This window comes from Mucilaginibacter sp. NFR10, from assembly GCF_900100445.1.
Lineage (GTDB): Bacteria > Bacteroidota > Bacteroidia > Sphingobacteriales > Sphingobacteriaceae > Mucilaginibacter > Mucilaginibacter rubeus.
In genome coordinates this window covers 202,764-224,227 of record NZ_FMTV01000003.1, presented here as the reverse complement: position 1 = coordinate 224,227, position 21,464 = coordinate 202,764, and the positions used below count along the sequence as shown (strand labels likewise).

The following is a 21,464-nucleotide window of genomic DNA, read 5'->3' as shown; positions in this document are numbered from 1 at the left end:
ATTAAGTCCCGAATCTGTAAAAATGCTGTGTTAACCGTGATGGCTTTCATTAATTTCATTTAAATGGGTACTAAACCCTTTGCTGTACAATATACGGAGCATAGCCGGTAAAACAATAAGCAATAATGGCAATGCTGCTAAAAAACCGCCGATAACTGCAATTGCTAATGGCTGATGCAATTGAGCGCCGGCACCTATGCCTAAAGCAAGCGGCAACAGGGCTATAATGGCCCCCAAGGCGGTCATCAGTTTTGGTCTTAAACGGGTACTGATGGCAAAGGTTATAGCCGCGTCAATGTTTTTATTTTCATTTTCAATAGCGCTTTCCTTAAACTGCAGGAAGGTGAAAATAGCATTTTCGCCAATAATGCCCACAATCATGATCAACCCTGTATAGCTGCCCACATTCAGCGGCGTACCGGTAATAAATAAGGCCAGGAAGCTGCCGGCGATGCCTAAAATGCCAATTACCAAAATAAGCAGCGCTATCCTGAACTGCCTGAACAGGAATAATATCACACCAAAAACCAGTAAACAGGCAGTTATGAGGATAATAAGCAATTCTTTAAATGACTGCTGCTGCTGGGCGTAGGCCCCTCCGTACTCCACATGGTAGCCTGTTGGCAGGTTTACGTTATCGTGGATGGTTTTTTGAATGGCCGTTATTACGGTACCGAGGTCGCTGCCTTCCAGCCGGGCACTTACTACGTTCATGCTTTGCAGGTTTTCGCGGTTGATCTCGGCATCGCCGGGCTTTAACTCTACCGAGGCGAGCTCAGTTATAGGGATGAGTTTGCCGTTGGGTAAAAATATATGCAGGTTATGGATGTCATTCACGTTAAGCGAGCGGTTACCCGGGTAAACCATGCGAATGGGTGAAAGCTGTTCTTTCTCCAGTAAGCTGCCTATCACATTACCTTCCAGCGCGGTTTGGACCTGCATTTGCAGATCGGCGGCGGTAATTCCATACTGTGCGATTTTGCTGTAATGAGGTTGAATGCTTACCGAAGGACCGGCGATAACAATACCCGGCAGCACATCGGCAGTGCCTTTTACTTTTTCAACCAGCCCGGCTATCTGCCTTGACAGGTTTTGCAATGTTTGTTGATTATCACCAAATACTTTGATCTCGATAGGCTCGGCTGATGTGGTGAGGTCGCCAAGCATGTCGGATATTACCTGGCCAAACTCAACCTGCAGCGCGGGTTGGGTTTCTTCAACCATTTTGCGCAAATCGCTGATCACCTCTTCGGTGCCTTTGGTGCGATCTTTTTTTAGCTGTATAAGATAATCGCCGCTATTAGGCTCTGTAATAAAAAAGCCCATTTGTGTACCCGTGCGGCGCGAATAGGCAGTTACATCCGGATGTTTTATGATCTGCTTTTCTATCTGGCGCAACATCCGGTCGGTTTCTTCCAGTGATGTTCCCGGAGGCGATTTATAGTCGAGCACGATGGCGCCTTCGTCCATATCAGGCAGAAATCCTGTTTCCAGCAAAGGCGGTACTATCACTATCACTGCTGCCAACGCGGCAACAATAATAAGGCTTACATAGGGGCGCAGGATAAAGAAACTAACCCACTTTTGTTGTTTAACTGTATGTATTTCTTCTGTCTTGGCTTTTGCTGTATTTAATTTAGGCTTACGCGTTACGAGCAGGTAAATTACAGGCAAACCGATCCAGGTTACAAAGAATGAGCTCAGCAAGGTTATGATCATGGTATCGGTAAGCACCTTGAAGTAGGCCCCGGCCACACCCGTCATCAAAACAAAAGGAATAAAAATTACGATAGTACTGATAGATGAGCCCACCATGGCCGGGAAAAGGTAATCAATAGCCTTGCGAACCAAATGGCTGCTCAGCTCATCAGGGTGTTCTTCATGTACCCGGTGGATCTGTTCAACCACTACAATGGCATCGTCAATAATTAATCCTATGGATGCTGCGATAGCACCCAGCGTCATGATATTAAAAGTATAGCCAAGCCAGTATAGTATAAGCAGGGTAAGCCCGAGTGTAACCGGGATGGTAATCAATATGGTGATGCTTGCCTTGAATGATCGTAAAAAGATCACGGCCACAATAATAGCCAGGAGCAAGCCTATCCAAAGGCTGTCACTCACGCTCCTAACCGAATCGTTCACAAAATCGGCCTGAACATAATATGGCCGTATACTTACCCCCCGCGGGAGCAGTTTTTTCAGCGCGTCAATCTTATCGGCCATATCGTTACTAACCGAAATGAGGTTGGCATTGGGCTGCTTCACTACAGCGATCAGTACCCCATCGTGCCCGTTGGCGTTGATGCGGGTGTATTCAATCCCTTCGTTAACCTGGATGCTTGCAAAATCCTTGAGCCGTACTATTCTTTTGCGGTTGTTGCTGATCACCAGGTCTTCCAGCTGATCTTTGGCATTGATGGTAGCATCAGTAACAGTGAGGTACATGCGCTTATAATCAGACAGATAACCCTCTGATTTTACAAAATTGGTAGTAGCAAGCGTATTGCTGATAATATCAGGTGTGAGGCCCAACGAAGTCATTTTTTGCTGATCGAGCGTGAGCCAGTATTCTTTAAGTTTACCGCCGATCACCCTGATCTCCGATACCCCGTCGACCTGCGAAAGGAATGGTTTTACTGTGTATGTAGCTAACTGCCTTAATTCAATAGGGGACAGGTTATGGCTCTCCAAAGTGTAACCGCTTACCGGTAAAATGGAAGGGTTCATTTTGGCTACGCTGATATTTACATCGGCAGGAAGGTCGTTCTTGATCTGGTCGATGCTCGACTGGATACGCTGCTGGCTCAGGTCGATATCGGCATTCCAGTTGAGCAGGGCCGAAATTTCGCAGCTTCCCCTGCTCGTAGTACTGCGTACCAGTTGCAGGTCGGGCACCTGCTTAATGGCATTTTCCAGCGGTTTGGTAACCGTAACCATCATTTTATTTACCGGCTGCAGGCCCTCGTCGGCAATGATCTTGATCTTGGGGAAAGTGATTTCAGGAAAAAGCGAAGTTTGCAGTTTTGAATAAGCAAACAAACCGCCCATAATAATCAGGGCCAGCACCAGGCCTAAAGGCTTGCGATGGGTTATGAAGTAATTTTTGCGCTGGTTTTCCTTCATCACTCTACAATTTTCACTTTAGCCGTATCTGCCAGTCCGTAATTACCTGTAACCACTATTTTATCATTCGCCGAAAATTTGGGGGTTAAAATTTCCACCCTGCCGCCGGCTTCAATGCCTTTGGTTATGGCGGTTTTTACCGCGGTAGTAGGATTGATCAGCTTCATTACCCAAAACTCCGTTTGTGTTTCATTGCTTAGTATGGCCGATTTTGGAAGTGATAGCGTATGCGGGCGTATCGACTTAATGATCCGCGCTTTAGCTACCAAATTTTCAGGGATGGGATTGGCGCTGTTTACCTTAAGCACAATGCCCTGGGTTTGCGATAGTGAATCAACAGCAGGCATTGATGAGCTTACTTGTGCCGTCAATTTTTCGCCGCCGGGCAGTACAAGTTGTACGTCCTGATTGTTTTTTACATAGCTACGCAGTTCATAAGGCAATTGCATCACAAATACAAAGCTTGAGCGGTCGCTGATCACGGCAAGCTGCTCACCATCCTGCACATAATCGCCCTGCTGGTGATTGAGTTGGGTAACGTAGCCATTACCGGCAGCTTTTATTTTATTTACGCCCGAAAACTTAAACGTAGTATCCAGCACATTGATGCTGTTACCAATACTCTGTGCTTCTTTAGTTTTTATGCTGAATAAAAACTCGCCTTTATTTACATAATGCCCCGGCAGGATGTTCACCTTTTGGATGTAACCGTTAGCATTGGCTTTCACAATGTTTTTTTGCTGAAAAACGGAGGTAGCGCTGAGGTCAATATAGTCCATCATGGCGCTATCGGCAACTGTAGTTACGGTTACAGGTGTTTGAGCGGCCGAACCTCCGTCGCCGGCATCATCCGCAGGTTGGGTATTGCCTTTGCAGCTATACAGCAAGATTAAAAGGCCTGCAAATAGGTATATATGTTTAAATTTCATATTATTTATTCCAGTAATTGAGCTGATTAATGAGCTGCAGCTTATTAATATTGGTTTGCGTTTTAAGGTTTTTAATAGCAAGATAATTATTAATGGCCAATACCAAATCGGCCACACGTACGTCACCTGTTTGCAGCAGTTGGGTGTCAACTTTTACCAGGCTTTCGGTATATTTCATCTGTTCATCTATCTGGGCTAACAGCTTTTCAGAACCATCAATCTGCTGGTTTAACTGGGCAATCTGCTGGCGGTATTGGGTATCAAAAAATGCTTTGTAGCTGCGCCGGGTATCCTCTTCTAACGACAGCTTACGGTACTGGATTTTGCGCTGACCACCGTCATACAATGGCAGCGTAAAGCTAAAACCAATACTGGCGCCGAAATTTTTATATGCCGGTCCGCTTAAAAAATCGGAGTTATAGCCGCCATCGGCCAGCAGATTGATCTTAGGTTTGTAGCTGAAATCCACCAATGCACGGCTATTCACCAGCTTAAGGCTATCCGTTTTATACTGGTTGAAAAAGATGCTGTTGCTGATATCGGCCCGGATAGTTTTTTGAATACCGGGATCCTGTAATTCGATGTAACTGGTATCGGCAATGCCGGTTAAATAGTTAAGCGTTGTATAGTCATTTTTATATTGCAGCCTTGCCTGCGACAGCGTTAGTTCCTGCTGCTTAAGGGTAACCAGAAAGGTAAGGTAATCGCTTTGGTGATAAACATTGGTGCGCGTTAACTTTTTAAGCAGCGCTTCCTCCCGGTTAAGCAGGGTGATCACTTCCTGGTTAAATTTTACCTGCTGCAGGCTGCCAAATGCGGCGATGTATTGCGCGGTGACTGCTTTTTTCAGATCCTGCTCGGATATTTTAGCGGTATTGAGCACCGATTGCGATTGCAGCTTAACTGCGTCGATCTGGGCGGCGATATTTTTTTTGCTATCCAGCGATTGATTGATGCCTAATAGTGCATTGAGCGTATGTTCGTTGGTTATAGCAGGCGCATAACCATAACCGCCGGACACCGGGGCATAAAGTCCTGCACTGTTAGCGCTAACCTGTGGCCTGTAACCTGCCCTGATCCGGAGGCTGTCCAATTGACCTGAAGCAACCTGGTTTTGCAGGTCCTTTAACAGCGGACTGTTGCTTTTGGCAAGCTCCAAATAATGTTCAAGATTGTAGGTTTGTGCCTGTGTAGCAGCACTAAGCAGGCAAAATAAAAAGCCGAAAACCCATTTTATCCGGATGGTCAAAATAATGCGTATTGTTTAAATAATAGCTAAGCTACACGATAATTCTGGAAAAAATTGGTAGGGACAGTGTAACAAATTTAAAAGTTAACCTTGAAGATATGGTAAGGCTCTTCATAACTGTAAACCAGTTGATAACCCAAACTTTCGCAGATCTGTTTGGAGATAGTGAGCCCCAGCCCGCTGCCTTCAGATGTGGATGCTTTATGAAAGCGGGTAAAGATATTTTCAGGATTCAAGGCTATTTGCTCGCCGGTGTTTTTGATTGTTAAATTTTCGGTTGTGAGGCTGATGATGATCTCGCCTCCGGTTTGGTTATGCCGAACCGCGTTGATGATGAGGTTATTCAACAGGATCTCAATAAGGTAATTGCTGGCTTCAATTTCCTTTTTGCCAATTGTTGAAATAACCGTTATTTCTTTGTCGTTGAAAATATCTTCCAATTGATACAGCAAATCATCTATAAGTTCCTGTAAATCCAGGTGCTGTCGATCGTTCAGTAGTTTGTTCTCAATCTTTACCAGTAATAATAACGATTGATTAAGCCTGCTCAGGCGCGATACCGCGCTGTAAAGGTCATTGAGTAACTTGCTTTGATGCTCGCTAAAGTTTTCTGTCTGGATCAGGGTATCCAGTTTGGAATTGATCACAGCGATAGGGGTAAGCAATTCGTGCGAGGCGTTTTCGGTAAAGGTTTTAAGGTTTTTGTAGTCTTTTTTTACCCTTTCGGCCATGGCGGTAACTTCGGCCTGAAGTTCGTTAAACTCATCGATAGTAGTATTGGGAGATGGCATTTCCCGGCTGTCGGTAACGTTAAATAGTTTCAACTCACTCAGGATACTGTAAAATGGCTGCCAAAGCCGGCTCAATATGAGGCGGTTGGTAATTACCAGCACCAGCAGCAGTAATAAGATAACGCCAATGGTAATGCCGAAGATGATCTGGATCAGGTCTTCAGTTTCTACTTTCGATTCAACTATCAGAATTTTATAATACCTGTCGCCAACTTTTACCGAACTGACCAGGCCGCGACCAGATTCCGGCTCGTCTTTTTCGCGGTAATAAGTAGTGTTAAAAAATTCGCGTTTAACAGAATTGGGGTCGGCCGAAATAAAGGTGATCTGCTGGTCTTTCGAGGCAAAAACCTGGGGCAGGTGGTGATTGAGCTTTACGTAATCAAAAACTTCCTGCTCTTCAACCTTAAGTGAATTGTCTTTTTGATTAGTAAGGATGAGGCTGATAGCCTGGTAATAAATAACGCCGGTTATCAGCATGATAACGATAGTGGCAATTAAATTTACCCGGTTATACCTTTCCGAAAGCTTCATTATTGATCGGCAAATTTGTAACCCATGCCATAGGCTGCATAAATATAATCCTTACCGCCGGCTTCCATTATTTTTTTGCGGATGTTTTTGATGTGCGAATAAATAAAGTCGAAATTATTGGCCAGGTCGATGCCATCTCCCCATAAATGTTCGGCAATGGCGTTTTTTGAAATTACCTTGCCTTTGTTGGAGATAAAATAGATAAGCAAAGCAAATTCCTTGCGGGTAAACTTTACCGGTGTGCCGTTTACAGCTACGGTTTTGGCCATCAGGTCGATACTGAGCTCGTTAAAGTTAAGCACGTTGCTGCCATTGAACATTTTACGCCTGATGATGGCAGATACCCTTGCCTTCAATTCCGAAAGGTGAAAGGGTTTTACCAGATAGTCATCGGCACCGAGGTCAAGGCCCTGGAGGCGGTCATCGAGCGAATTTTTGGCCGATATAATGAGCACACCGTCGGTATAATTATTGGCTTTAAGCTTTTTTAATATATCAATACCATTACCTCCGGGCAGGGTGATATCCAGCAGGATGCAATCGTAACGGTATAATTCAACCTTAGCGAGCGCTGCTGCATAGCTGGCCGCGGTTTCACAAATGTTACCGGCTTCGGTAAAATATTCTTCAATACTTTCGCGCAGGCCTTCTTCGTCTTCGATGATGAGTATTTTCAAAACGTTTTTTTGATAAAGTTAAAACGCCAATTTGTACAGATTCTGGATTTTGAGTAAGACTGACAGCTATCTCACAGATTTTGTACAGAATGCCTAAGCAAATTTGCACTTAGCTTGTTGCAAGTTAAATACAAATCTGATCATTATGTGGTGGATCTACGCATTACTTTCGGCACTGTTTGCAGCGCTTACAGCCATTTTTTCCAAAATAGGGATTAAAGGAGTTGATACCGACCTCGCTACGGCCATCCGTACCGTAATAGTCCTGATCCTGGCCTGGGCCATAGCGCTTTTTAAAGGGACTCATGGCGGTATCGGCAGTCTTACTAAAACCAACTGGACTTTCCTCATTCTTTCGGGCTGTGCAACCGGCCTTTCGTGGATCTGTTATTTCCGCGCCCTGCAGTTGGGCAAGGTAAGCCAGGTTGCCCCTGTTGATAAACTAAGCGTTGCTTTGGCCATAGCGCTTTCTGTTATTTTCCTCGGCGAGCCATTAACTTTAAAAAATGCCATAGGCGCGCTGCTTATCATCGGCGGAACAATTGTATTGATTTTTTAATCTTTTTGTAACATGCTCATATACAATGTAACAAGCATATATACATAACAAAAACATATTGTAACAAATACACTTCAATACCATTTAATTCAGATTTAATCCAATCTTTCTTATAAAATTTGTGGTTCCAAACACCCGTATTTTATAATGAAATCTGTTTTTTTGATATTATTTTCTTTTATTTTTATAACCACCTTACACGCCCAAACTGTCCCCGGAGCCAAGGGGAAAATCACTGGTAAAGTTACCGATGCCACTACAAAGCAACCGGTTGACTATGCAACCGTATCTGTATTTAAACAAGGCGCTGCTTCACCCTTCAATGGCATCAGCACCGATCCTAAAGGAAATTTTAGCATAAATAACATCCCCGCCGGGGAGTATAAAATAACCGCCGAATTTTTAGGTTACCAGAAAGCAACTATCGAACATGTAATGGTTAAAGATGGAACCGTATCATTGGGCGAAATCAAATTGACTCCGGTTGCCAATGAACTAAAAGGCGTAACCATAACTGCCAAAGTACCTACTGTTGAAAACCGGATAGATAAAATGGTTTACAACCCTCAAAACGATTTAAGTGCACAGGGCGGCGTAGCTATTGATGTATTGAAAAAAGTACCGCAGATCACGGTTGATATTGATGGTAATGTGGAGCTTCAGGGCAATGCAAATATCCGTTTTTTGATCAATGGCAAACCATCAAGCATTTTCGGGGCCAGCCTTGCCGATGCTTTAGCCAGCATCCCGGCCAGCCAGATCAAAAGTATTGAGGTGATTACCAGCCCGGGCGCTAAGTATGACGCGGCCGGTACGGGAGGTATCGTAAACATTATCCTGAAAGACAGCAAAGTGCAGGGCATTAACGGCAGCGTTAACCTATCGGCAGGTACCCGCCGCGAAAACGGTTCATTTAACCTCAATGCCCGCAAAGGCAATTTTGGTGTTAATGCTTTTTTTAGCGGTAATGCCCAAATTAATACTAATGCACCTAATACCCGTAACCGCGTATCAACTGATTCGGCCAATAATAAAACTACCTTGTTCCAGCAGGGAAGTAATAACTTTAAACGTAATGGTTACGAATCAGGGATCAATTTTTCGTGGGATATTACCCCTAAAGATCAGCTGACCGCAGGCGTAGGTTTTAACCATTTCGGCAACCATGGCAACGGAATTACCAACCAGGATCAAAGCGAGGTTGACGCGGCAGGTACCCCGATATCTGATATCAGGAGTATCCGTAACTCAAGCAGTAAGTTTAACGGCACTTCAACCGATGTGAGCCTGAACTATAAAAAAACCTTCGCCAAAGAAGGGCAGGAGCTCGATGTACTATATTCATCAAGCTTCGGCCGTAACTCGTTCAGCTCGTTCCAGCGCCAGGATTATGATTCGGGTATCACCTCATCCGGTATTTCCAATAATAACCCGGGTAAGGATAGGGAAACCGATATCTCTGTTGACTATACGCAGCCAGTAAGCAAAAACTTTACACTTGAAACAGGCGGCAAGCTTGTATTTAATCATATTAACAACAACGTTATAACGGATACGCTTTTTGGCGGTAATACCTTTGTGCCTAATCCAAGCCAAACCTATGGTTTTACTTACGACCGTAAAGTGTATGCCTATTACCTGTCGGCATCAACATCGGTATTTAATAAATTTTTGGATGTGAAAGCCGGTTTAAGGGATGAGTATACCACTACTACAGCCGATTTTCAGGGTGTAAATATCCCATCTTATAATATCCTTGCGCCATCGTTGGTTTTCTCTCATAAGTTTGGAAACGGCGGCGAATCACTTAAATTAAGCTACACCCGCCGCATTCAACGCCCTGATTACGGCGACCTGAACCCTTTCCTGAACATCAGCGACCCGCATAATATCAGCACCGGTAACCCAAATCTTAAACCCGAAAAGGGCGACAACTTTGAGTTGGGTTATAACAAATCATTTGATAAGGGAGCCAATCTCAACATAGCGGCCTTCTATCGCCGTAATACTGATGATATCCAACAGTTCACTACCTTTTATTCCACGTTTGACGTGAATGGTACAACGTATACCGATGTGTCATTGAACCAGCGTTATAATATAGGTTCGGAAGAGCGCATCGGTATCAATATTTATGCTTCGGTGCCGGTAACCAGTAAGCTAAGCCTGCGTACCAATATGATTTTCAGCGACAGGCGCAGCACCAACCCTGGTTTCGCCAATGTAAGTGCCTTCGCGTATCGCCTTAACCTCAACGCGCAATATAGCTTTGGTCATGATTTGAGCGCCGAGTTTTTTGGTAACTACAATTCATCGCAAAAGGGCATCCAGGGTACCAATCCCAAATTTGTGTTTTACAATTTCGCCATGCGCAAAATGTTCATGAACAAAAAAGCCAGTATTGGGCTTACAGCTACCAATCCGTTTGCCAAATATGTGAGTCAAAGCTCATCAACCTTTGGCAGCAACTTTTATTCAACCAACCTGAGGCTGGTACCGGTACAGTCGTTCGGCATAAGCCTGAGTTATAAGTTTGGCAAGCTTGAATTTAAGAAGGAGCGGGAAAAAGAAAGAAACAATGATCAGGATAATAATGGAGGTGACAATGGCCCTCAAACTGATAAGGGGAAATAACCTCACCTAAATCCTCTCCAAAGGAGAGGACTTTAAAAACAAAAAAGCGATGAGTTATCATCGCTTTTTTGTTTAAAATATCTATTTAAAGCCTTCTCCTTTGGAGAGGGTTGGGTGAGGTTACCCGTTCTTGATCAAAATACTTTCAATGATCAGCGTTGTATCTTCACAGCTGTCGGTAGCAGTTTCCATGGCTGCAAAAACGTCGGTATATTTAATTAATTCAATCGGATCTTTTTCATTATTAAGCAGATCGGCAAAGGCTTTATTGTGAACTGAATCGGCCTGGGCTTCCAGTTTTTTGATATTGCTGCAAAGCTCAAAGATCTCAGCCGATTTGTTCAGGTTATTCATCGCGTTTACCGCTTTTTCAAGCTCTGTACTGGTCTTAAGGATCAGCGCGGCCAAATCTATCATTGGCTGGGTAATAACAGGCACGTTGTAAAGGTTGATCCTGCGGGCCGCCATGGTAATGCTATCGGCTACGTCATCAATAGCCGATGCCAGATCGCACATATCCTTACGGTTAAATGGAGAGATCAGCATCCGGCCCGATTCTGAAAATACCCTGTGGGTAACTTCGTAACTTTTAAATTTCAGCTTATCAATATGCGCAAAATTAAACTTCTGCTCATATGATGTTGGGGCGTTAACGGCTTCATTCAGTAGCCTGGCCATTTCGGTAACATTGGCTACAGCAGTGTTGAACAAATCGTAAAAAACCTGGTTTGAGTTTGGAAATATCGATTTTGAGTTAGTGCTCTTCATTGATCTGTCTTATCAGTCCGTGAATTTACAGTAGTTATATTCAGTGGATTTTAAAATATGTTACTATAAATTATTCAGCGGATAAAAGTAACCATTAATACAATGCCAAATGTTAAGTTAATGTTAAGAATGGTTAGGCCAATGTAATAAAACAAAATTAATGAGATTATAACTTGTTGATTTAAAGTAAAAAGAAACCCGTATATTGAATGAAGAAAATTGTGTAACATTTAAGTTTAATTAAAACAATCCTGCCATCTGCAGTATTGTATTTGTATTAGTCAATCCAATTATGAAAGCCGGGGAAAAGCATTATAAATGCGTAAACAGCAAAACAGGTTACGCCATTTATTACCATTCGCTGGGTAGGGAGCTCAGCAATGAAGAAGTGAAAGCCGAATTAGAAAAAATACGTGCGCGTGTAGCTATTCAAAACGGTATTTACCTTGAAACACTCTACTGGGAAGAAATGAAGCAGGATGCCGAACTGACGCAATAGCAGGCGCGGTTTTGCAAGGGGGTATAACTAATTTAAAATGAGTGTTTTTGCAAATAAATACTTATATTTAATTGCCATTATATAACCAGTTTAACCTGCTATTATCCCGCTTATGAAAAAGATAGTTTTATCGCTGTTAGCGGCATGGTATTGCTCTGTGCCTGTTTTTTCACAAAATAATAAACCGGTTTCACCTTCCGTTTCTTTAGATGCTGTGGTATCGCGCCTGCAAACTTTATCGGCCAATAAAGCGGTTGAAAAAGTGTACCTGCATTTGAATAAACCTAATTACAATGCAGGCGATACCGTATATTTCAAAGCATATGTAACCCTGGGCGAACAGCATGAGCCTTCAAAGTTAAGCGGCATGTTACATGTCGACCTGGTTAACCCTTCCGATTCCCTGCTGCAAACTATCACGCTGCAAATGGTTAATGGCTTGGCCGCAGGCGATTTTAGTCTTCCCGGTATCTTGCCCGGAGGGGCCTATCGTATCAGGGCGTATACTAAATGGATGATCGATAACGGGCAGAGTTCATTTGACCGGCAGGTAAACGTCAATGGGAGGGCATTTGCGGGCAATAAAGCGTTAGTGGTTAAAGCAGGTAAACCTAACATCGCTTTTTTTCCGGAAGGGGGAAGTTTTGTAAACGGTATACCAACCAAGCTGGCCTTTAAAGCGGTAAGTGCAAACGGGCCGGGGCTTGATGTTAAAGGTGTTGTGGTTGATAACTCCAATGCCGAAGTAACCAGGTTTGAATCGAAACACCTGGGCATGGGGCTTATATTTATTACTGCCGAAGCAGGTAAAACTTATAAAGCTAATTTAACCTATGCCGATGGTACCAAAGCGATAGTGGATTTACCGAAAGCCGATAACGAGGGGATCACGTTGATGGTTAACAATGATAATCCGGATAAACTTGGCATTGAAATAAATGCCAATAAAGCTTATTACCTTAAAAATAAGAACAAAGAAATAGGTATAATTATTTATTCGGCCGGTAGTATCCGCTCGGTAAAAACCGTGCTTGATAACCAGGTGCTCGACCTAAATCTTAATAAAAAAGATTTTAAAACAGGTATAACCCGGATAACGCTTTTTTCGGAGCAGGGCGAACCACTCAATGAGCGCCTGGTATTTATCCAAAATCCCGACCTGTTAACGATTACATCTGTTAGCGATAAACCTTTATACCCGGTAAGAGGAAAGGTGCATATTGCTATCAATACTAAAAACAAAAACGGAGAGGCGGTAAAAAGCTATTTATCAGCATCAATTATTGATGCCGGTAAAGCGTCTGTAACCGGGGATGATGAAAATAGCATATTATCAAGTCTGCTGCTAACGTCTGATCTGAAAGGGGTAATTGAGCAACCCAATTATTATTTTGCTGATGTTAGCAATGATACCCGGTTTAACCTGGATGTATTGATGTTAACCCAGGGGTACCGCCACTTTGAGTGGAAGCAAGTGCTCAATGATAACAACACTGCCGCAGTGTATACTGCCGAAAACGGTTTCGATGTATCGGGCCAGGTGAAAACAATTTCGGGGAAGCCGGTTGATGGCGGTATGGTAACCCTGATGCCGCAGGCAGGCGGGGCTTTATTAACACAAACCACCGATCAGGATGGTAATTTTACTTTCAAAAACCTGGTTTATGATGATAAAACCCCGTTCATGATCCAGGCTAAAACAGCCGAAGGGAAAAGTAATACCAAAATATCCATTTCTCTGGCAAAGGCATTAACAAATATTAAAACCGGAGATTTGATGGGCCCGGCACAGGAGGTAAACGGTGCGGGCTTTGATAAAACAACGCAACAGCCGGTTTACATAGCTGATGCGAATAGCAGGGCACTTAATGCGGTTACTATTAATGAAAGAGGTATTAATGCCGGTAAACTTACTACAGAGGTTTTGGGGAAAAATAACCTGCGAGACCAAAGCACCCTGTCAAACGGGTTGCAGGGCCGTTTAAATGGTGTTGTTTTGAGACAAGGCGTACCCTACCTGGCTGATAAGGTGAACCCGGCCATGCAGGGAGGGCCAATGTTGATCGTAGTTGATGATACCGTATTGCCGGCCGGAACAAGTATTGATAATTACAATGCTGCTGATGTTGAAAGTGTAAATGTGTTAAAAAATAACGATGCTACCATTTATGGTGTAAGGGGGGCAAATGGGGTATTGGTACTCAAAATGCGGAAAACTCAAGCTCCGGTTGTTTCAAATAATGTGATGTCGCCAGGCTTACTGTATTTTACAGCAAGGGGTTTTTACAAAGCCCGTACCTTTTATTCACCGGTTTATGAAGCATCAACAGGTGCTGATAAGAAACCTGACGCAAGAACCGCTATATACTGGAACCCCGATATTGTAACCGACAAAGATGGCAATGCCTCGTTTGATTTTTTTAATGCAGATAGCAAAGGTAATTACCGTTTGGTGATGGAGGGTATTGATGAAGCAGGCAATATAGGACGGAGCATATTAACTTATAAGGTACAATGATGCCGGCGCATAAAAAACCCTGCCATGGTAGGCAGGGTAAAAAAACCACAACAATTGTTTAACCTTTGGGCTATGAATCCCTCCGGTCGATTCCTAATTGCAATATGATCTTTCAATTATTAAACAATATAAAATCAAAATAGTTTAACCATCAGGTGTTTATTTTCAGTGTTTTATGTGTTAAAATCACCTCTCGAAGGTATTTAAACGAATAGTTGTTTTTAAACCAAATTTCAATCTATCTTTATATTAAACAATTTATGAGAAATCTTATGAAAAAATCATTTCAGCTCAAAGCAGCATTCCTGTTTGCTTTCGCCTTATTAGTATCAGCGGTAACCTTTGCCCAGGACAAACCAGCAAGCCCGCGCGATAGCGTTAGCGGTACAGCGGCTGGTTCAACTATTACTATTAACTATGGCAGCCCATCGGTTAAAGGCCGTAAAATTTGGGGCGGTCTTGAAGCTTACGGTAAAGTATGGCGTGCAGGTGCTAACGAGGCCACAACTTTTACAACAACAAAAGATATCAAAGTTGAGGGTAAACCACTGGCAGCGGGTACTTATAGCTTCTTCCTGGTTCCTGCCGAAAACGGTACCTGGACAGCTATCTTTAACAAAGTGGCCAAACAATGGGGCGCGTTTAAATACGATGAGTCAAAAGACGCCCTGCGTGTAAACGTAAAAACCAAAGCCGCGCCGATGCACGAAAGATTAGTTTATACAGTTGATGCAAAAAGCTTTTGCATGTTCTGGGATAAGATCGTAGTGCCGGTGTCTGTAAGTAAATGATATTCAGTAACCTTATTTTTCACAATTTTGAAAGCCTCCTGCCAAGGGGGCTTTTTCTATTACCCGGGTTTTTAGCGCGCAAAAGCATTCTTTTTTAAACCTGAACCCTAAAGCCCTATATTTACCTTAGATAATGCGCTACCCAACCAACAAAAAACCTGTACTAAAAAGGATCATCGCGATAATATCATTGGCATTGGCTATTTTTTTGCTGATGCTGTTTGCTGATCACCCGGCCGCTGTTGAACGTTATTATGCCAATGGTTTTTACATTATTATTTGCCGGGTTTTTCATTCCGTTTTAAACGTATTTCCGTTTAGTGTTGGCGACATTATATATATAGCCGTGGTTATTTATTTGATCTATGCGGTGATCAGGCTAATTGCCCTGCTGTTTAAAAAAAGGTTCCAAATGGCGGGGAGACTTTTTTTAGGATTGGTTATAGGTATCCAGGCGGGCATTGTGGCTTTTTATTTGTTGTGGGGAATGAACTATTTCAGGCTGCCGGCCTCCGAGCGGCTTGGGTTCAGCGACACGGCTTTTACAACCGCCGATCTTAAAGCCGTAACCCGCATCCTGATTGACAGCGCCAACGTTACCCGTGCACGGCTTACACCGGCCGACTGGGCCCAAAGTAATACCCATATTTATAATACAGCACGGCATGCCATTGGCGTACTCAGTAAAGATTCTGTTAATTTCAGGGCTTATAATCCTGATATTAAACCATCGATATTGACGCCCTTATTAAATTATATTGGCACCTCGGGCTATTATAACCCTTTCACCTCCGAAGCCCAGGTAAATTACCAGATGCCCATTTTTAACCGGCCCTTTGTGGTATGTCATGAAATGTCGCACCAGATGGGATATGGGGCCGAGGATGAAGCCGATTTTGCCGGCTTTGTCATCGCAGTAAAATCGCATGACAGGTTATTGCGTTATTCGGCATATCATCTCGCCGTGCAGGAGTTCATGCATTCGCTTGGTGCCCGTGATACCCTTGCTCATAAAGAACTCAAAGCACTCATCAGTAAAGATGTACGCGGCGATTATATCACCGAGCGTAATTACTGGCTGGCCTACGAAAACAAGCTGGGCGCAATAAGCAGTATTTTTTACGATAATTTCCTGAAAGCCAACAACCAACCCCAGGGCCTCGAAACCTATAACCGCATGGTGTTGTTAGCTATGGCGTGGTACAGGGATAATTGGGTTCATTAGTGGTTCATAGTTGATGGTTCATAGATCATGGCCGAATTTGAATCTCGTTAGTGATTACCACTAATTGCCATGAACCATTAACTATGAACTATGATCCCCCAGAAACAAAAAATGCGTTCCGTATCTCACCCCGGAACGCACACAATATCACGTCTCAAATGATATTGAATCAACTAAATCTCAGATATCATCTTAAATGTGTACCCAAGCTCTTTATATTCGGATACCGGAGTGGAAACCGGTACGAAATTTATCAAATGTTAACTGTACAGTTTTAAAGTACAGCAAATAATTACCTCAAAAAAGCCGATTGTAAATATTTGAATAAAAACGGCGCTGCTATGTAATTATTATGAATTAATCTCCAAATTTACCTCAAAATCTTTAAAAAGCCTCGTTTACTTCACATTTATATGGATAAATTGTTTGGTAAAATTGCTGTTACTATAAAAGCAAATTTTATTATTGTTTCAATGTTTCTTCCTGCTTTGGTTTTTGCTCAAAAAATTAATCAAAAGGAAATAAAACGGGAGAAAACATTAGCAAAGTCAGTAACCATTATCAGGGATAATTGGGGAGTTCCTCACATTTATGGAAAAACAGATGCAGCGGTTGTTTTCGGATTGATGTATGCCCAGTGCGAAGATAACTTTAAAGGCATTGAACGTAACTACCTTTACCAGTTAGGTAAACAGACCGAGGTTGACGGCGAAACTAATTTATATACCGATGTGCAGCTGCAACTGATTGCCGATAGTGCCGACGCCATCAAAGATTACAAAACAAGCGCCCCTTGGTTCCGGAAACTGTTGGATGCTTTTGCCGATGGCATTAATTATTACCTGTACAAGCATCCCGAAGTAAGCCCCAAAGTATTTAAACATTTTGAACCCTGGTATGCGTTGATGTTTACCGATGGCAGCGTTGCCGCTACCGAAACCGGGGGGATTAAACTAAGCGAAACCAAAGACTTTTACAGTACCGCCCCCGAAAAGCTTGGCGCGGTAACCGGCCTGCCTGCAAAAAATATTTATGATATGGTAAGCGAGCGCGAAACCGGTTCAAATGGCTTTGCTATAGCACCATCCAAATCGGCATCGGGCCATGCTTTGTTGTATATCAATCCGCATGTGCCGTTCTATTTCCGCAGTGAGGTTGAGCTGGTAAGCGATGAAGGCCTTAACGCGTACGGAGCCGTTACCTGGGGCCAGTTTTTTATTTACCAGGGCTTTAACCAGCACTGCGGATGGATGCATACCAGCGCCTATGCCGACGTAGCCGACCTTTACGCCGAAAAGGTGAGCAAAAAGGATGGTAAATGGTATTACGAATATGATGGTAAGCTAAGGCCCGTTATCACCCGCGAACTATCTTTCAAAATAAAGAATAACAATGAGATTGAACAGCGCTCTATAACAGGCTATTATACCCATCATGGCCCGGTGCTGGGTGCAAGGGATGGTAAATGGCTGGCACTTAAAGCCAACAACCGTTCATACAATGCCCTGGTTGAGTCATGGCTGATCACCAAAGCCAATACCCTGGCCGAATACAAAAAGGCCATGAACATGGTATCAAACGCTACAAACAGCACTGTTTATGCCGATGATAAAGGGAATATCATTTTTTGGTATGGCAATTATATTCCTAAACGCAACCCTAAGTATGACTGGAGCCTGCCGGTTGATGGCAGCACATCAGCTACCGAATGGCAGGGTGTCCACAAACTGAGCGAGATCATCACCAATACCAACCCCGCCACCGGCTGGATCCAGAACTGTAATTCAACGCCGTATACGGCGTCGGGCACGTCAAGTCCGGATAAAAGTAAATACCCGGTTTACATGGCCCCCGACGGTGAAAACTACCGGGCGGTAACTGCTATCAGGATTTTAAAAGATGCGAAAAACCTTACGCTTGATGACCTGGTAGCCAAAGGGTATGACCACTACCTGGCCGCTTTTGATGATCTGTTACCATCACTTTTCAAAGCTTATGACGCCGCTCCCGATTCGGTTAAGCAATCGCTTGCCGGGCCAATAAAGGTCCTGCAGTTGTGGGACAGGAATACCGCTATCCATTCTGTAGCCAGTTCGCTTGCTATTGAATGGGGCACCCTGATGATGAAAGCGCTGCCGCCGCCTCAAACCGATCAGGAAAGCACTTTTATTACCCGGCGCTTTCAAACGCTGGTTAAAACCATAAGTCCGGCGCAGCAGTTGGCCTGGTTAAACGATGTACTTCAAAATTTGCAAAGCCGTTTTGGCACCTGGAAAGTGGAGTGGGGAGAGATGAACCGTTACCAGCGCCCGGATGATGGCATTAGCTTTGATGATAATAAACCCAGTATCCCGGTTGGTTTAACTGGATCGGGCTTTGGACAGCTGCCATCGTTCCAGAGCCGTACCATGAACACCAACAAGCGGTATGGATATTCGGGCAATAGTTTTATCGCTGTTGTGGAATTTGGTACACGATTAAGGGCTAAAAGCATCGTAAACGGCGGCAGCTCTTTTGACCCTGCATCAAAAAACTTCACCGATCAGGAGCAGGGCATTATTGACGGTAAATTTAAGGATGTGCTGTTTTACAAAAAAGATGTTTTAAAGCATGCGCAGCGCACCTATCATCCCGGCGACTATTTTAAATAGTAAAAAGTATATTTGGTAAGTTAAAAAATGAAGAGAACCCTGTTAATTGCCTTATTGTTGTTTTGCAGCGCAACGTTGTTTGCTCAAAGCATAACCATTAATGATCTGGCAAATATCTCCAATCTTTCAAACGCCGAAGCACACAACTATCTTACCCTCGGAAAAAAATTCAAGCGCCAGTATCTCCAGGATGTTAATGGCAACAGCATTGAGCACCTGAACAGGATAGGGCCGGATAATAAGGAAGAAACCATTGTAATTGGCGTTAACAGCAAGCTAAGCAGCGGGGCTATATTGCGCACCGTTACCTACACCACTTCTACACCGCAACACATCATTAACTTAATAGGCCAGGCAAAACACATGGGCCTGATCATGAAACTCCACGGCTCTGATATTAAAAACGATATCTATCTGTTTGATAATGATTTTTTCCATATCGTAATATTCCTTAATCACGATAATATCTCCGGCTCGGTAGAAGTGCACCAAAAGGAATATTTAGGATTTGATTGATTCTGAACCTTGATTTTCAGGATTTCAGGATTACCGGGATGATAATCGAAATATCCGCAGGCTATTTAAAATTTTGTCCATTTAAACAAATTCAAAAAAGCCGGTTCACCCAATAGATTCCTTAAAAATCCCGGTTCAGAAAAAATCATGACAATTCTTAAATCCTGAAAATCATGGTTCTGATCTATGCCAAAATAGTTGAACATTTTGTTTAATTCCCGATAACTATTTACCTGCAAACCTTATTTCTTTGTGTTACCGATATAAACTTTTTTGAGAGCTATTCTATGAGCCAGCGATACTGTTTAACCCTCGATCTGAAAGATGACGCGGCACTCATTGCCGAATACGAAAAATATCACCAGGCTATTTGGCCCGAAATTCACGACAGCATTATCGCCAAAGGAATCACCAAAATGGAGATCTACCGTTTTGATACCCGCATGTTCATGATCATGGAGGTTGATGATACTTTCAGTTTCGAAAAATCGGCAGCTTTAGATGCGGCAAACCCTAAAGTAAAGGAATGGGAAGATTTGATGTGGGGATATCAGTCGCCGGTAAAAAATGCGCCCGCAGGTGCAAAATGGGTTTTAATGGATAAAATTTTCTCCTTATAAATAGAATAGTTATGCTAAAGAAACTACAATTACTGTTGATGTTGGTATTGCTGATGGCCCCATCGGTATTTGCGCAAAAAATGATAGGCACCGAAACCGATGCCCAGAAAGAGAAACGCATGGAATGGTGGAAGGACGACCGCTTCGGCATGTTCATTCACTGGGGCCTATACTCACAGGCTGCCCGTCACGAATGGGTAAAGCATAATGAAAAAATTGATAATGCCGGTTACCAGAAATATTTCGACCAGTTTAACCCTGATCTTTTTGATCCGCAGAAATGGGCAAAGCAGGCCAAAGCGGCAGGGATGAAATATGCTGTGCTGACCACCAAGCACCACGAAGGATTTTGCCTGTTCGATTCAAAATTTACCGATTATAAAGCTCCCAATACCAAAGCCAAACGCGACCTGGTACGTGAATATGTGAACGCTTTCAGGGCACAGGGTTTAAAAGTGGGTTTTTATTATTCACTGTTAGACTGGCACCATCCCGATTATATAATAGATGAGCATCATCCGCAGTCACCTGCCGATAAAAGTGATGCATCATACGCTAAGCTGAACAAAGGACGCGATATGGCCAAATACCGCCAGTATATGCGCGATCAGATCACCGAACTGCTAACCAAATACGGCAAAATCGATATCCTTTGGCTTGATTTTTCTTTCCCCCGTAAGGATGGGCACGGTAAAGGTAAAGATGATTGGGGATCGGTTGAATTGCTTAAGCTGATCAGGAAGTTACAGCCGGGCATCATTGTAGATAACCGCCTTAACCTGGAAGAATATAAAGACGGCGCCGATTTTGAAACCCCTGAACAGGTAAGCACCGCCGAGTTAGCTAAATACCGCGGCAAAACCTGGGAAACCTGCCAAACCTTTTCGGGCTCATGGGGGTACTACCGTGATGAAAATACCTGGAAAACCCATCGTCAACTGCTCGATCTGTTAATTACTTCGGTAAGCAATGGCGGCAACCTGATCCTGAATGTAGGGCCAACCGCCCGCGGCGAGTTTGACTATCGTGCTACCCGCGCGCTGGATAGCCTGGCTTACTGGATGCATGCCAACAGCAAATCGGTATATAACTGCACGTTTGCCCCAGACACCTATAAGATACCAGAGGGAAGCAAGCTTACTTATAACAAAGCGGCCGGTAAACTGTATATACATTTGTTTAACTATCCGCAAGGCAAACTGGTATTGCCCGGCTACAAAGGCAAGATTAAATACGCGCAGTTTTTAAATGACAGCTCGGAGCTTTTATATAAGGATGGCAGCGGTGACGACCTGGAGTTAACGCTCCCCGCACAAAAGCCGCCGTATGAAATTCCGGTAATTGAACTTACGCTTCAGCAATAAGCAAAAAAATATT

16 protein-coding genes are annotated in these 21,464 nt (G+C 43.4%); 10 read left to right on the top strand and 6 right to left on the bottom strand.

Annotated elements, in window-relative coordinates; translation table 11 throughout:
- Positions 1 to 30: 30 nt before the first annotated feature.
- The 5 genes from BLP33_RS11985 to BLP33_RS11965 form a co-directional block, all read right to left on the bottom strand.
- The gene (locus tag BLP33_RS11985; protein ID WP_090528297.1) at positions 31 to 3,126 is read right to left on the bottom strand and encodes an efflux RND transporter permease subunit; all 3,096 of its coding nucleotides are present in this window, start codon (positions 3,124 to 3,126) and stop codon (positions 31 to 33) included.
- A complete protein-coding gene (locus BLP33_RS11980; protein WP_090528294.1) occupies positions 3,126 to 4,055 on the bottom strand; it encodes an efflux RND transporter periplasmic adaptor subunit in 930 nt (309 codons plus the stop codon). Before BLP33_RS11980 ends, BLP33_RS11985 begins: the two co-directional genes overlap by 1 nt.
- A gap of 1 nt (position 4,056) precedes the next feature.
- Positions 4,057 to 5,304 (bottom strand): TolC family protein, encoded by a 1,248-nt coding sequence (locus tag BLP33_RS11975; RefSeq protein WP_090528291.1) that lies wholly within the window; start codon positions 5,302 to 5,304, stop codon positions 4,057 to 4,059.
- Positions 5,305 to 5,381: 77 nt separating this feature from the next.
- Positions 5,382 to 6,629 (bottom strand): sensor histidine kinase, encoded by a 1,248-nt coding sequence (locus BLP33_RS11970; protein ID WP_090528289.1) that lies wholly within the window; start codon positions 6,627 to 6,629, stop codon positions 5,382 to 5,384.
- A complete protein-coding gene (locus tag BLP33_RS11965) occupies positions 6,629 to 7,306 on the bottom strand; it encodes a response regulator transcription factor (protein WP_090528286.1) in 678 nt (225 codons plus the stop codon). Before BLP33_RS11965 ends, BLP33_RS11970 begins: the two co-directional genes overlap by 1 nt.
- Positions 7,307 to 7,451: 145 nt before the next feature.
- On the opposite strand from BLP33_RS11965, the gene BLP33_RS11960 reads away from it, so the two are divergent.
- Both BLP33_RS11960 and BLP33_RS11955 read left to right on the top strand, forming a co-directional pair.
- Complete coding sequence (locus BLP33_RS11960) at positions 7,452 to 7,865, top strand: EamA family transporter (RefSeq protein WP_090528283.1); 414 nt, start codon at positions 7,452 to 7,454, stop codon at positions 7,863 to 7,865.
- Between the two features lie 147 nt (positions 7,866 to 8,012).
- A complete protein-coding gene (locus BLP33_RS11955; RefSeq protein WP_090528280.1) occupies positions 8,013 to 10,499 on the top strand; it encodes a TonB-dependent receptor in 2,487 nt (828 codons plus the stop codon).
- Between the two features lie 120 nt (positions 10,500 to 10,619).
- Here the strand turns inward: BLP33_RS11955 and BLP33_RS11950 are convergent, their stop codons facing one another.
- The gene (locus BLP33_RS11950) at positions 10,620 to 11,267 is read right to left on the bottom strand and encodes a DUF47 domain-containing protein (protein WP_090528277.1); all 648 of its coding nucleotides are present in this window, start codon (positions 11,265 to 11,267) and stop codon (positions 10,620 to 10,622) included.
- 292 nt (positions 11,268 to 11,559) lie between these two features.
- On the opposite strand from BLP33_RS11950, the gene BLP33_RS11945 reads away from it, so the two are divergent.
- The 8 genes from BLP33_RS11945 to BLP33_RS11910 all read left to right on the top strand — a co-directional run bounded on the left by BLP33_RS11945 (position 11,560) and on the right by BLP33_RS11910 (position 21,451).
- Positions 11,560 to 11,766 carry a hypothetical protein gene (locus BLP33_RS11945; RefSeq protein ID WP_090528273.1) on the top strand — a complete coding sequence of 69 codons (207 nt, stop codon included), beginning with the start codon at positions 11,560 to 11,562 and terminating at the stop codon, positions 11,764 to 11,766.
- Positions 11,767 to 11,878: 112 nt separating this feature from the next.
- Positions 11,879 to 14,284, top strand: coding sequence for a hypothetical protein (locus tag BLP33_RS11940; protein ID WP_090528270.1), 2,406 nt, complete (start codon positions 11,879 to 11,881; stop codon positions 14,282 to 14,284).
- 272 nt (positions 14,285 to 14,556) lie between these two features.
- Positions 14,557 to 15,075 carry a DUF2911 domain-containing protein gene (locus BLP33_RS11935; RefSeq protein WP_090528267.1) on the top strand — a complete coding sequence of 173 codons (519 nt, stop codon included), beginning with the start codon at positions 14,557 to 14,559 and terminating at the stop codon, positions 15,073 to 15,075.
- A gap of 133 nt (positions 15,076 to 15,208) precedes the next feature.
- Entirely contained in the window at positions 15,209 to 16,300 is a 1,092-nt protein-coding gene (locus BLP33_RS11930) for a DUF3810 domain-containing protein (protein WP_090528264.1), read from the top strand.
- Between the two features lie 413 nt (positions 16,301 to 16,713).
- Positions 16,714 to 18,951 (top strand): penicillin acylase family protein, encoded by a 2,238-nt coding sequence (locus BLP33_RS11925; protein ID WP_090528261.1) that lies wholly within the window; start codon positions 16,714 to 16,716, stop codon positions 18,949 to 18,951.
- 27 nt (positions 18,952 to 18,978) lie between these two features.
- Positions 18,979 to 19,467, top strand: coding sequence for a hypothetical protein (locus BLP33_RS11920; RefSeq protein ID WP_090528258.1), 489 nt, complete (start codon positions 18,979 to 18,981; stop codon positions 19,465 to 19,467).
- Positions 19,468 to 19,754: 287 nt separating this feature from the next.
- Entirely contained in the window at positions 19,755 to 20,087 is a 333-nt protein-coding gene (locus BLP33_RS11915; protein WP_090528255.1) for an L-rhamnose mutarotase, read from the top strand.
- Positions 20,088 to 20,098: 11 nt separating this feature from the next.
- Complete coding sequence (locus BLP33_RS11910) at positions 20,099 to 21,451, top strand: alpha-L-fucosidase (protein ID WP_090528251.1); 1,353 nt, start codon at positions 20,099 to 20,101, stop codon at positions 21,449 to 21,451.
- Positions 21,452 to 21,464: the final 13 nt, after the last annotated feature.